This is a genomic window from Shewanella polaris, assembly GCF_006385555.1.
Lineage (GTDB): Bacteria > Pseudomonadota > Gammaproteobacteria > Enterobacterales > Shewanellaceae > Shewanella > Shewanella polaris.
Map to the genome: position 1 here is coordinate 281603 of NZ_CP041036.1, position 13660 is coordinate 295262.

11 protein-coding genes and 1 pseudogene are annotated in these 13660 nt (G+C 41.7%); 6 read left to right on the forward strand and 6 right to left on the reverse strand.

What is annotated here, in order from left to right:
- Positions 1-75 precede the first annotated feature (75 nt).
- Positions 76-855, forward strand: coding sequence for a VOC family protein (locus FH971_RS01225; RefSeq protein ID WP_140233056.1), 780 nt, complete (start codon positions 76-78; stop codon positions 853-855).
- A 247-nt stretch (positions 856-1102) separates the two neighbouring features.
- Here the strand turns inward: FH971_RS01225 and FH971_RS01230 are convergent, their stop codons facing one another.
- The 4 genes and pseudogenes from FH971_RS01230 to FH971_RS01245 all read right to left on the reverse strand — a co-directional run bounded on the left by FH971_RS01230 (position 1103) and on the right by FH971_RS01245 (position 6715).
- On the reverse strand, positions 1103-4237 hold the full coding sequence (locus tag FH971_RS01230) for an efflux RND transporter permease subunit (RefSeq protein ID WP_140233057.1): 3135 nt from the start codon (positions 4235-4237) through the stop codon (positions 1103-1105).
- Between the two features lie 11 nt (positions 4238-4248).
- Positions 4249-5757 (reverse strand): efflux RND transporter periplasmic adaptor subunit, encoded by a 1509-nt coding sequence (locus tag FH971_RS01235; protein ID WP_140233058.1) that lies wholly within the window; start codon positions 5755-5757, stop codon positions 4249-4251.
- 197 nt (positions 5758-5954) lie between these two features.
- Positions 5955-6173, reverse strand: a pseudogene (locus FH971_RS01240) (heavy metal-binding domain-containing protein); the annotation flags it as partial.
- A gap of 92 nt (positions 6174-6265) precedes the next feature.
- Complete coding sequence (locus FH971_RS01245) at positions 6266-6715, reverse strand: hypothetical protein (RefSeq protein ID WP_137223703.1); 450 nt, start codon at positions 6713-6715, stop codon at positions 6266-6268.
- Between the two features lie 712 nt (positions 6716-7427).
- On the opposite strand from FH971_RS01245, the gene FH971_RS01250 reads away from it, so the two are divergent.
- Positions 7428-7991: a NapC/NirT family cytochrome c gene (locus tag FH971_RS01250; protein ID WP_137223701.1), complete on the forward strand. Its 564-nt coding sequence runs from the start codon at positions 7428-7430 to the stop codon at positions 7989-7991.
- A 132-nt stretch (positions 7992-8123) separates the two neighbouring features.
- Here FH971_RS01250 and FH971_RS01255 read toward each other — a convergent pair whose 3' ends face one another.
- Together FH971_RS01255 and rsmD are read right to left on the reverse strand one after the other, a co-directional pair.
- On the reverse strand, positions 8124-8393 hold the full coding sequence (locus tag FH971_RS01255) for a DUF1145 domain-containing protein (protein ID WP_167495969.1): 270 nt from the start codon (positions 8391-8393) through the stop codon (positions 8124-8126).
- Positions 8394-8399: 6 nt separating this feature from the next.
- Positions 8400-9014, reverse strand: coding sequence for a 16S rRNA (guanine(966)-N(2))-methyltransferase RsmD (gene rsmD / locus FH971_RS01260; protein WP_140233060.1), 615 nt, complete (start codon positions 9012-9014; stop codon positions 8400-8402).
- Positions 9015-9194: 180 nt separating this feature from the next.
- Between rsmD and ftsY the strand changes: the two genes are divergently transcribed.
- The 4 genes from ftsY (at position 9195) to rpoH (ending at position 13527) form a co-directional block, all read left to right on the forward strand.
- Positions 9195-10784 carry a signal recognition particle-docking protein FtsY gene (gene ftsY / locus FH971_RS01265; RefSeq protein WP_140233061.1) on the forward strand — a complete coding sequence of 530 codons (1590 nt, stop codon included), beginning with the start codon at positions 9195-9197 and terminating at the stop codon, positions 10782-10784.
- Positions 10785-10787: 3 nt separating this feature from the next.
- A complete protein-coding gene (ftsE, locus tag FH971_RS01270) occupies positions 10788-11477 on the forward strand; it encodes a cell division ATP-binding protein FtsE (protein WP_137223693.1) in 690 nt (229 codons plus the stop codon).
- Entirely contained in the window at positions 11474-12439 is a 966-nt protein-coding gene (ftsX, locus tag FH971_RS01275; protein WP_137223691.1) for a permease-like cell division protein FtsX, read from the forward strand. The genes ftsE and ftsX overlap by 4 nt, the downstream gene beginning before the upstream one ends.
- Positions 12440-12669: 230 nt before the next feature.
- Positions 12670-13527, forward strand: coding sequence for an RNA polymerase sigma factor RpoH (gene rpoH, locus FH971_RS01280; protein WP_137223689.1), 858 nt, complete (start codon positions 12670-12672; stop codon positions 13525-13527).
- Positions 13528-13660 lie beyond the last annotated feature (133 nt).

Below are 13660 nucleotides of genomic sequence, written 5' to 3' on the forward strand. Positions count from 1 at the left end.
AGCGCAAATCATTATTCACTTTCCATTTTATTTTGGCCTGCATTTTAGGTTGTCATTTTTATAAGGATTAACACAATGAAAGTACAACAATATCAACAAGGACAACCATGTTGGCTTGAACTAGCAACCCACGATTGGGCAGCGGGTAAAGCATTTTACCAAGGATTATTTGGCTGGGGGGCCGATGATACGCCTATGCCAGAAGGGCATTACACCATGTTGCAAATTAACGGTGATGATATTGGTGCAATGTACCCCATGCCAGAGAATATGCAGGATTTACCGACCCACTGGACAATCTATTTTGCTGTCGACGATGTCAATGTGTCAGCTGAGTTAGTTAAGCAAGGTGGCGGTGAAGTATTAGCTGGCCCTCATTCTGTTGGTGATGCGGGTCTTATGGCATTGTGCAGCGATCCAGAAGGCTGCCGTTTTGCATTGTGGCAAGGACAAGATCACATTGGTATCAAGCGGGCACAAGAGGCCAATACATTATGTTGGGTTGAGTTAGCATGTCGAAATACCGCTGCAGCGAAACAGTTTTATAGCCATGTATTAGGCTACCAAACCAAGCTAGCTGACATGGCTGAGTTTGAATACACACAATGGTATGTCGGCGAGCAAGCTATTGGTGGCATGTTAGAGATGACCGACGAATGGGGCGATGCTCCTGCGCATTGGATGAATTATTTTGCTGTCGACGATTGCGATGCTTCAGTTGCAAAAGCCCAAAGTCTAGGGGCTACTGTCTGTGTGCCTGCGACCGATATTCCTGATGTAGGTCGTTTCTCTGTTCTTAATGATCCACAAGGCGGTTTTTTCTCAATTATTACGTTATTGGATCCGACAACATAATCACGGGTAATAATGTCTCTCGAGCAATTTTAACCAGCGATCCATGCAAATATGGGCATCCTGACGATATTGTGGCGTGTCGTGAAAAGAAACAAGATGAAGTGGATCGACTTAATGAGTCAATTAGCAACAAGACTAAATATAATTAATTTCCTGTCCCGAGTTCAGATTAAGTAATCCTGTCCACCCCGACAACAAACATCCCTAACCTATTAAATAGCTTAGGGATGTTGTCATTCGTAATGTCTTAATTTTTAGGCAGTTTACGACCATATATCAGTAAATATATCGCTGGAATTACAAATAGCGATAATAGTGGCGCAGTCACCATACCGCCCACCATAGGTGCAGCAATTTTTTGCATCACCTCATTACCCGTACCACTGCCCCACATGATAGGCAGTAAACCAAAAAATATGGTCGCGACTGTCATGGCTTTAGGGCGAATTCGCATTACAGCTCCTTCAATTAATGCTGCTGTTAAATCCGCTTTACTGTGGTAGTTATCGGCTTGTTTATAGGCCTTAATACTATTATTAAGGTACACTTGCATCACCACGCCAAACTCAGCCGCGACCCCTGCTAATGCAATCATGCCGACCGATACCGCAACTGAAAAATTAAAGTCCAGCCCGTAAAGCAACCACGCACTACCAACCAATGAAAAGGGCAAACTTAACATGATCACAGATGCTTGGGTTACTGAGCTAAATGTCATCATCAGCAGCATAAAAATTACTGCAAGCATTAATGGGATCACCATTTCCATTTTTGCATCAACTCGTTGCATGTACTCATACTGTCCAGCAAAACTATAGCTATAGCGTGGCGGAAGGGAAATCTGTTGCTTGAGAGCCTTTTCTGCTGTGACGATGTATTCACCAATTGAAATATCTTTCAGATCGACAAACACCCACGAGATAAGGCGACCATTTTCACTGGCCAGCATAGGGGCGCCATCACTAATGTTTAAGTCTGCTAAATAACTTAAGGGTAAGTACTTGCCCGTTTTGGTCATCACAGGTAAATTTCTGAGTTTCTCAATGTTGTCACGTAGCTCTCGCGGGTAACGTATATTGATTGGATAGCGTTCTTGACCTTGAATCGACTCACCAATAGTCATGCCGCCAATCGCCATTTTGACTACATCTTGGATGTCTTTTAAGGTCATGCCATAACGTGCGGCATTTTTAAGATCGGGTGTTATATCAATATACCGTCCGCCGCTACTGCGCTGTGAAAACGCTGAGGCCGTGCCGGGTAATTGGCTCACAACCGCTTCTATTTCAGCACCGATGCGTTGTAGTTCCTCAACATTTGAACCCGATATCTTTATGCCAACAGGCGTTCTAACACCTGTGGATAGCATATCGATGCGGGTTTTAATCGGTTGCACCCAGGCATTGGTCATTCCTGGAATACGCACGGTTTTTTGCAGTTCTGCAATAATGCTTTCTAAGGTTACGCCTTCACGCCATTCAGTATTCGGTTTGAGCATAATGGTAGTTTCGAGCATCGTTAGCGGTGCAGGGTCTGTAGCGGTAATTGCGCGACCGACCTTACCAAATACCCGCTTAACTTCTGGAACGGTTTTTATCAAACGGTCTGTTTGTTGCAATATCTCCGCTGCTTTGCCAGCACTGACGCTAGGTAACGTTGTCGGCATATAAAGCAGATCACCTTCTTCTAAGGTGGGCATAAATTCCGATCCCATTTGGCTTAATGGATAGTAAGCACTGAACAACACAATGATGGCTAATCCAATGGTGATTTTAGGAAAATTAAGTACCCACTTTAGTGATGGCTGATACATTGCTATTAGTACTCGGCTGATGGGGTTTTTACGTTCATCAGGGATTTTCCCGCGGACAAAATAACCCATTAATACCGGGATCAAGGTAATCGCTAAGATTGCCGATGCCGCCATGGTGAAGGTTTTGGTAAAGGCTAGCGGGTGGAACAAACGCCCTTCTTGTGCTTCAAGGGCAAATACCGGCGTAAAGCTCAAGGTAATGATCAATAAACTGAAGAATAATGCTGGGCCGACTTCAATAGAGGCTTCTTTTACAAGTTGCCAATGGTCTTCCCCCTCGGGAGCCTTACCGTGCTTGTGGCGATAATGTTCTAAATGCTTATGGGTATTTTCAACCATCACAATCGACGCATCAACCACTGCACCAATGGCAATGGCAATGCCCCCTAGGCTCATAATATTGGCATTGACACCAATGAGATTCATGGCGATAAAACTGATCAAAATCGAAATAGGTAAAGTGATAATAGCAACTAATGTTGAGCGAGCATGCAGTAAAAATAATAAGCAAATGAGCCCGACAACCAGCATTTCCTCTAGCACTTTATGGGTAAGATTATCGACTGAGCGTAAGATTAAGTCTGAACGGTCATAAGTGGTGACTAATTCAACTCCATCAGGCAGTCCATTACTAATTTGCTTGAGTTTTTGCTTAACATTATTAATGGTTTCAAGTGCATTCTCGCCATAACGCATCACTACAATGCCGCCGACGACTTCACCTTCACCATTCAGTTCGGCAATACCACGACGGGCCGCTGGTCCGGTTCTTAGTTGGGCTACATCTTTCATTAATACTGGGGTGCCAGTTTCAGATAAAATACCCAATGGAATTTCAGCAAAATCGGCAATGGTTTGACGATAACCACTTGAGGTGATCATATATTCAGCTTCGGCCATTTCAATGACTGAACCACCAGTCGAGCTATTGGAATTATCTAAAGCATTTTTAATGGTCATTAAATCTATTTGGTACAGAGCCAACTTATGCGGGTCGACAACCACTTGATATGTTTGTTCCATACCGCCAACAGTGGCAACTTCTGATACACCAGCAACACTTTGTAATTCGAGCTTTAAAAACCAATCTTGTAACGAACGTAATTGGGCTAAATCATATTGACCATTGCGATCGACTAAGGCGTATTGAAAAATCCAACCCACACCAGATGCATCAGGGCCAATGCTTGGTGTGACACCTGCTGGTAGTTGATCTTGGGTTTGCGATAAATATTCTAAAACCCGTGAGCGAGCCCAATAAATATCGGTGCCATCTTCAAAAATGACGTACACAAACGAATCACCAAACATCGAAAAGCCACGCACCGTTTTAGCACCTGGCACGGCAAGCATGGCAGAGGACAAAGGATAGGTAATTTGATCTTCAACCAATTGTGGTGCTTGACCTGGATATGACGTTTTAACAATGACTTGCACATCTGATAAGTCAGGCAGCGCATCGAGCGGTGTCGTGCGCATGGCTTGATAACCCACTAACGCTATAACGACGGTGAATATTAACACCATCACGCGTTGTTTTATCGAGGCACTAATTATTTTTGCTAACATGACAGTGCTCCTTAGTGCTGGTGAGCATCGGTTGTGGCATTTTCACTGGTCGAAGTGTTATTGCTTAACCTTTGTAAACTACCTTGAATGCTGGCTTCAGAGTCCAGTAAAAACTGCCCAGATATGACGACTTTGTCATGTTCATTGAGCCCCTCTAAAATCTCAGCCTTACCGCCCGACATGATACCAATTTTTACTGGTACGGAAGCAAAGCTAGTATCACTACGCTGTACTACAACACGATTCTCGCGACCGGTGAGAATAAGCGCTTCGGTCGGTACCGTAAGCACGTTATTCTTAGGCAGTCCAAATAAGGTTACATCAACCAAGCTACCCGGTTTGAGTTTGTCATTAAGATTATTAAGCTTAATCCGTACTCGCATTGCTCGGGTAACGGGGTCTAATTCGGGGTAGATATAGTCAATCGTTGAATCAATATCAAACAGCCCTTGAGCCGCCGCACTCACAGTGACTTTACGACCTTGTTGCAGCCAACTTTGCTCGTTTTCAAATACATCAGCAATAACCCAAATGCTGTCTAAATTAACGATTTCAAATAGGGTATCCCCTGGCTGAATATACATACCAGGACGAATTGTAAGCTTACTGATAAAACCATCTTGCGGAGCATAAAAAGGCACTTTAAAAATGGTTTCACCGGTTTTTTCTAAACGGTTAATCACCTTACTATCAACACCCAGTAATGCTAAGCGCTTGCGTGCTTTAAGTAATAAACTACTGCCTCGTTTTTTATCTTGTTTAAGGTAGTCTTGTGCTTGAGAGTAATCGTCTTGGGCATTGACCAATTCAGGCGAGTAAAGCTCATATAACAATTGGCCCTTTTTTATCTTTTGACCAACATTATGCACCATGAGCGTTTCTATCCATCCGGTTGCACGGGTATGCACATGGCCAATAGTATCTTCGTTATATTGCACTGTGCCTATGGTGTTCACTTGGCGGGATAAGTTTGATTTTTCAACAATATGACTGCGCATGCCTAATGCTTGTTGCATACCGCCAGAAACGCCAACAACAATTTCTTGGCTTGCATCAACAACGGTGACTTTCTCAAGGTTCATGCCACAGATTGGGCATGTGCCAGGGACATCGGACACCACATGAGGATGCATTGGACAGACATATTTTACATTGGTGCTATCGTCCTGATTTGCCGTAGGCAGCAATGCCGGTTTAGATTGACTAAATACCTTATCGGCTTGGCTTTTTTCTACAGGGGTCGTATTTTGCATGTTTGGCATTTGATGTTGAGTGTCGTCAACGGTGGACTCTTCTTCCTCCTCTTTGACGACGAGAAACATATTACAGATGGGACAGGTTCCCTCTTTATCACTGATAACTTCAGGGTGCATTGGGCAAGTATAGGTTTTACTGGCTTGTGACAGATGCTGGGCATGGTCGTGTTCAGCAGCATAAACGGCAGGTGATGTCAGAGCAACTGGGATGGTTATCCCAACAAATGCGCCCAGTAGCATGCTAGAGAGTGGAAATTTTTTCATAAAACCCTCGATATTCATCATGACAATACTGACGATCGTCATGATGAATAAACGCTAAAAAATAATAATATTGGATATGTTCAACACGCAATAGCGATCAATTGAACTTAATCTGCTAGGTTTTTTTCTACTGGAATATAACTTTGCATGTTAACCATTGGATGCATAGTGTCTTTAGTGGCGGACTCTTGTTGCTCATCTTTGACAACCAAAAACATATTACAGATGGGGCAACGGCCCTCTTTATCACTAATCACTTCAGGATGCATTGGACAAGTGTAGGTTTTACTGGCTTGTGACTGATGTTGGGCATGGTCGTGCTCGACGGCATAAGCGATTGGTGATGATAGAACCAATGGGAGAAAAACGCCGACAAACGCGCCTAAGATTACACTAGAGAATGTAATTTTTTTCATAATAACCTCGATATTCATCATGACAATCATGATGATAAACGCTAAAAACAATAATGTTGAATGTGCTCAAGGCACAAGGATGATCAATTGAATTAAGCGATAGGAGGGCGAAAAGCTGGTGGGAAGGCGATTGATACTCGATTAACAACCATAGTAATGGGGGCCGAAAAAAGCGGGATGTTGGTTATCGGCAATTGAATATCGATAAGGTTAGCTACCAGAGAAATGGTCAAACAGTGATTACAATCAATACTGCAAAAGCCTGAACCATTACAACAACTGGCTTTGGGAAGTGATGAGGTCACTGATTCATCAATATTATTAACAATATTCGAGACATTATCGTGGCAATTTATCATCGCCTTGTGTGACATTGATACCGTGGTGTCAGTTGCGTCATCTGTTTGAGTAGACATTGTTAGTTGGGTCATTTGGGCATTGGCCATCGGTACCATTAAACTGTCATTAGTCAATAACCCCTGTCCGACAAGTGCGAACAAAGTGATAGTGATGATCCAATAATTTGACAGTTTTGCTTTCATTTAACCTTAACTAATTTGTGGTGTGTAGATAGCTTAACAGACCTTTACATCAGTAAACATCTTTCAAATAATTTTGTTAACCCAGATGATAATAACTTTTTTATGTTATCAATCGTGTGATGCACATTCCATTTCATTAATGTAGATAAGTCTAACACCAAAGCCAGTGAGTTTTTGCTGGACCTTGGTTGATATTATTTATATTTCAACAAATCGTTTAAACAAAGAACGCCTACTCTATTTAAAAATGCTACCCATCCGAATTCGTTAACGTTAAAGGTCATCATAAAGTGAGAATGCTCCCATTAATGTAGACAGTATTAAAAGAGCGACTTATTGAGTGCAGTATAAGCAACTCTATGAGCCTTGGTGGTAAAAAGATGGCAAGTAAGATGTCGGAGATGTTAAACCGTATATTTTTGTATTTGAACAGACATTTATCAATCAATTCTGCATGTCTTTATACCAAAAAACAGCTTGGTCCATCTTCTCTTTTGATCAGATAAGTAGGGTTCAAATAAATCTTCTAGAAATTAATCGGTCCTTTTCTTTTTGTAATATCAGTAAAATAGCGATCCACCTCTCATTTTCAATAATTTTTTGACAAGCAATTATCAGAATAGCGACTAGAATCAATTTTCTAACTATAAAAAATCTTAAACTAACAATATAAATATTAAGAATTCCATTTTGCTATTACGGAGATTGAACAATGAACTGGCGTGCACTATTTAAACCAAGCGCGAAGTACTCAATTATTGCACTTATTGTTGTGGGTGTAGTTGTGGGTGTCGTAGGTTATTTCGCAACTCAACAAACTTTGCATGCAACAAGTAGTGATGCTTTTTGTATGACATGTCACCGTGACCATTCGTTAAGAAAAGAAGTCATGGAATCAGCTCATGGCGGTGGTAGAGCTGGTGTTACAGTGCAATGTCAAGATTGTCACTTACCACATGGCCCATTTGCATATCTAATGAAGAAAATCATTGTTTCTAAAGATATTATTGGTTTGATGACCATTGATGGCTTTATGACTCAAGAATGGTTAGATGAAAATCGTAAAGAACAAGCGGATTTAGCGTTAAAATATTTCCGCAGCAATGATTCAGCTAACTGTCAGCATTGTCATACTCGTATTTATGAAGATCAACCTGATACGATGAAGAAAATGGCTGTAAGAATGCACACCATGAATTTCAAGAAAGCACCAGAAAAGAGAAAGACTTGTGTCGATTGTCATAAAGGTGTCGCGCATCCTTACCCTAAAAAGTAATGCGTTAATTAGATAAATAAAAACCTCGTTATATTAACGAGGTTTTTTTATGCCAATTTCTCAAGTAATAAGTGCCTACTAATTTAGAGGGAAGATCGGATCATAGATTTATTGTAGGCGTTGTAGATTCTTTTAATCAGCATTCTGGCTATGGTATTGATCTAGTATCGCAAAGAGCCCAAATAATAAAATTGCACCGTAATCTGTGATTTTTTTATTTTTATGGGACAAGAAGATACCTGTCAGTAATGCCATTAAAATATGCATAACCGCAGTAATACTAGCAAGCAAATTGAGGGTTTCAGACACTTCTGGACTAAAGACACATAAACCATAAGCCACTACACACCACATTGATAATGTGGCCGCTTTTCCCATTAGGGTAATATCATTGATAGACATGGGCATTTATTCGTCTACAGATTCGTCTGCAGATTGTCCAAGGATGTCTGGTTGGTATTGATAGAGTCGATAACAGACTTGTCCTGCTTGTTTTTCTTTTAGTGCAATCCAAGTAGCGGGTACTTGGAATGAGGCTAATGTTGACTCGGTTTCAACATAAATAAGAGCATCATTGTTTAACCACTGATGAGTCATTAATAATTCAACCGTTTTACCTGCCAAGTCTTTATGAAAGGGAGGATCGATAAACACAATATCAAAACCTGTAGCTGTGCCTTTAGCAAGCATTTGCAAACTATCTGCATTTACAACCTCTGCATTTTGGCATTGCAGTGTGGCGAGATTTTGTTTTAGCTGATTAGCCGCGTTTTTTTGCAGCTCAATCATGGTGGCAAAATTAGCATAACGAGATAATGCTTCGAGGCCTAATGCACCACTGCCAGCATAGCAATCGAGTACTCTGGCACCACGAATATCGTTAGCAAGCCAATTAAATAAGGTCTCGCGAACGCGATCGGTGGTTGGTCGCAGGCCTTCGAGATCATGGATTGGCAGTTTACGAGAACGCCATTGACCTGAAATAATTCGCACCTGACCACTACTGGTGTTTTTTTTAGCCATCTTGCCCTCGTCATTTTGCCTGAACAAAGAAAAAAGAAAGTGGTAGACTATGCCACAATCTGAACTGTCGTTATTTTATATCAAACTTGTGATTAAATGTGAGTATTCATCATTTTACTGGTTAGAGATGCAACAAACGGCGTCATCTGAATTTTAAGCATATAAATACTGGTAACAAATATGGCAAAGAAAGGTTTTTTCTCTTGGTTTCGTAAAGATAAGCCCGTCCCTGAAGTTGAAGAACAACTCCATGATGTTGATGTCACCACAGAGCATGTAGCTGAAAATTCGCAAGCAGAGCAAGTTGCAGCCGAACAAGTCAATACTGACAAGCTAGCGGCTGAACAATTAGCGCAGACACAAGCAGAAGAAGTGGCTCGTCTAGATGCTGTTCGTATTGAACAAGAGCGTATTGATACAGAACGCGCGCAGCAAGCTCGTATTGATGCAGAAAAATTAGCTGCAGAAGTATTAGCCGTTAAAAAGCTGGCAGCAGAGCAGTTAGCAGCAGAACAGTTAGCAATAGAGCAACAAACTAAAATTGCTGAATTAGCACGCCTTGAAGCCGAACGTATCGCAGCCGAACAAGCGGAGCAACAAAAGCAAGCTGCCCGCTTAGAGGCTGAACGATTAGAGCATGAACGTAAAGAACAAGCTCGTTTAGAAGCGGAGCGTATTGCTGCAGAGCAATTAGTACTAGACGCATTAGCTGCAGAAAAGCTGGTGTCAGAACAACTAGCCGCGCAGGAATTAGCTGCACAAGAATTAGCCAAGCAACAAACACCAATAGAGTCTGTTGACTTAGAGTTGCAAGATGAACCTCAAGCTAAGCCACACAAAGAAGGCATGTTCACTCGGTTAAAGCGCGGTTTAATGCGTACCAGTGAAAATATTGGTTCAGGTTTTATTGGTTTATTCAGTGGTAAAAAAATTGATGATGAGTTATTTGAAGAACTCGAAGAACAATTATTGATTGCCGATGTGGGCGTAGAAACCACCACTAAACTGATTAAAAGCCTCACTGAACATGCATCACGTAAACAACTTAAGAATGCTGAAGCCTTGTATGACTTAATGCGTGAAGAAATGCAAAAAATGCTCGACCCCGTTGCTGTACCTTTGATTCCCGATAATGCAAATGGCCCATTTGTCATTTTAATGGTTGGTGTCAATGGTGTGGGTAAAACGACGACCATTGGTAAGCTGGCTAAACAGTATCAAAGCCAAGGGAAATCTGTCATGTTAGCCGCTGGAGATACGTTCCGCGCGGCAGCTGTAGAACAGTTACAAGTATGGGGCCAACGCAATAATATTCCAGTCGTCGCGCAGCATACTGGCGCAGACAGTGCTTCAGTTATATTCGATGCCTTGCAAGCGGCTAAAGCACGCAAGGTCGACGTATTAATTGCTGATACGGCGGGACGTTTACAAAACAAAAGCCACTTAATGGAAGAGTTGAAGAAAGTCGTGCGAGTGATGAAAAAGCTCGACCCAGATTCCCCCCATGAAGTCATGCTAACCTTAGATGCCAGCACGGGTCAGAATGCTATTAGCCAAGCTCAACTATTCCAAGAGGCTGTAGGTGTCACAGGTATTACCATTAGTAAGTTAGACGGTACCGCTAAAGGTGGAGTGATTTTTGCGATTGCCGACAAGTTTACTATTCCTATTCGTCATATCGGTGTTGGGGAGCAAATTGATGATTTGCGTACTTTTAACGCTAATGACTTTATTGAAGCATTATTTAGCCAGGATAAAACGGACCAATAATTTATGATCCAATTTGAGCAGGTCAGTAAAATCTATGCAGGAGGCCAAAAGGCCCTCATGGATGTCAATTTTCACCTCCGACAAGGTGAAATGGCCTTTTTAACCGGCCATTCTGGTGCGGGTAAAAGTACCTTGCTCAAACTCATTACTGTGATTGAACGTGCCACGGCAGGTAAGGTTTCCATTAATGGACATAACCTTGCCAACGTAGGCCGAAAACATGTGCCTTATTTGCGTCGCAATATTGGAGTGATCTTCCAAAACCACCATTTGCTGATGGATAAAACAGTATTCGACAATGTAGCCCTACCGTTAGTGATTGAAGGGTTCACCCATGGCGAAATTCGTAAACGGGTGGCGGGTGCGCTTGATATGGTGGGTTTATATGGCAAAGAGCGTCATTTGCCAATAATGCTATCTGGTGGAGAGCAACAGCGAGTCGGGATTGCCCGTGCCATTGTGAATAAACCACCGCTATTACTGGCTGATGAACCAACAGGTAACTTAGACCCTAAATTATCGATGGATATTTTACGTTTATTTGAAGCCTTTAATGACTCAGGTACCAGCGTGCTTATTGCCACCCATGATTTAGGCCTAATTGCACGAATGAAATATCGCACTTTTACCCTTCGTCAAGGACGTATGCTCGGCAGCGAAAGCACTGCGCCTGCAGGGGAGAATATACGATGAGTAAAAAACCGAATATTACTCAAAGTAAATTACCGTTAAGTGGCCGCATTGTGATGTTTTTTATTCGTCATGTGCAGCAAGGCATGTCAAGTATGGGCGAACTTTGGCGTAGTCCCGTTTCATCGGTCATGACCATGGCTGTTTTAGGGGTGAGTTTAAGTTTACCGGCTGCATTGCAGGTGCTTGTTAAAAATGCCGAAAATATTACTCAATCTTGGAACAGTGCCGCTGAAATTTCATTATTTATTAATAAAGGTCGCAGTGAACAATCTATCCAAAGTTTATTGTCGCGTATTAAAACATTTCGTGAAGTTGAATCGGTCACTTACATCAGTCGCGATCAAGCATTAGAGGAGTTTCAGCGCTTATCTGGTTTTGGTGAGGCGCTGTCATACTTAGATGAGAACCCATTACCTGCAGTGGTTACCGTAACCCCTTCGGTTAAATATTCGAGTCCAACTGGTGCTCGTGAATTATTAGTAAAGTTAGAACGCGAACCCGAAGTCAACTTTGGCCGTTTAGATATTGAATGGTTAGAACGTCTGCAAGCATTACTTAAATTACTTGAAAAAACCGTACTCGCGATTGCTGCTTTGCTAGTTCTAGCTGTGGTGTTAGTCATTGGCAATACTATTCGCTTAGCGATTATGAACCGCCGAACAGAAATTGAAGTCATGAAGTTGGTCGGTGCGACAGAAGCATTTATTCAGCGGCCGTTTTTGTACACCGGGATTTGGTACGGTGTCATTGGCGGTATTTTGGCTTGGCTTATTATTAATATCTTAGTCTGGTATCTCGACAGTGCCTTAGCTGAGTTGTTGGGGTTATACGGCAGTGAATTGACCATAAAGGGTTTATCATTTTCGGAGCTGATTAAATTAGTAATGCTGGCATCATTTTTAGGTTGGTTTGGCTCATATTTATCTGTGCGCCAGCACTTGCGTAACATTGAACCGTCATAATTGCAGGTGTATAATTAACGGGTCATACAAAATGAACGTTTGTTCACTTGCTTTGTTGTTTGTATGCGGTAAAAATGTTAGTTAAATAGAACCTTATTTGACATATGATGTCATATAGTTGATAGTTCTTCAGCTAATTCAAGTGAACCTTGTAGTGTTGTGAACCTAACAAGGTTACTTATCGTACTGAGTTAACTGAAATAATTTTTTTGAATGTAGTAGGAGAGCGAATGACTTATCAAACGCAATCAATGGCTCTAGCTGTTCCGCATAATGCAAGCAGTTTAGAAGCGTATATCCAGTCAGTGACCAGCATCAATATGTTGGACGCCGATACTGAGTATGACATCGCCAAGCGTTTACAAGAAAATGGTGATCTACAAGCTGCAAAGCAATTAATTATGTCGCATCTTCGTTTTGTTGTACATGTGGCGAAAGGTTATTCTGGATACGGTTTACCGCAGGCAGATCTTATTCAAGAAGGTAACATTGGTTTGATGAAAGCGGTTAAACGCTTTGATCCTAATGTCGGTGTTCGTCTTGTGTCTTTTGCAGTGCATTGGATTAAGGCAGAAATTCATGAATACGTGTTGAAAAACTGGCGTATCGTGAAAGTGGCTACCACCAAAGCACAGCGTAAATTATTTTTTAATATCCGTAAGTCTAAAAAGCGTTTAGGTTGGTTCAGCGACGCTGAAGTGACCATGGTGGCTGAAAACCTAGGGGTATCGAAAGCAGATGTAACCGAAATGGAATCTCGAATGGCAGCCCAAGATCCTGCTTTCGATTTAACCAATGACAGCGACGATGATCACCATGATTTTGCCCCAGCATTATATTTAGAAGATCATTCTTCTGATGTGGCAGATCAAGTTGAACACGCCGATTGGGAAGCCGATTCTCAAACACGTTTATTATCAGCAATCAAAACGTTAGACGAACGTAGCCAGCATATATTACGTGCGCGTTGGTTAGATGATACTAAAGTGACTTTGCAGGAGCTCGCATCGACTTATGAAGTCTCTGCTGAGCGAATTAGACAGCTAGAAAAGAATGCCATGAACAAGCTTAAATCTTGTATGGAGTAACACTCTAGCGTATTCGATTTAGAGAGATTAAAACCTGCTACGGCAGGTTTTTTTATAACTAATATTCGAGATAAATCCAATCTAAACTGCTTCATTATAATCCAACTCAAACTAGCCTAAATCGTAGAAGATA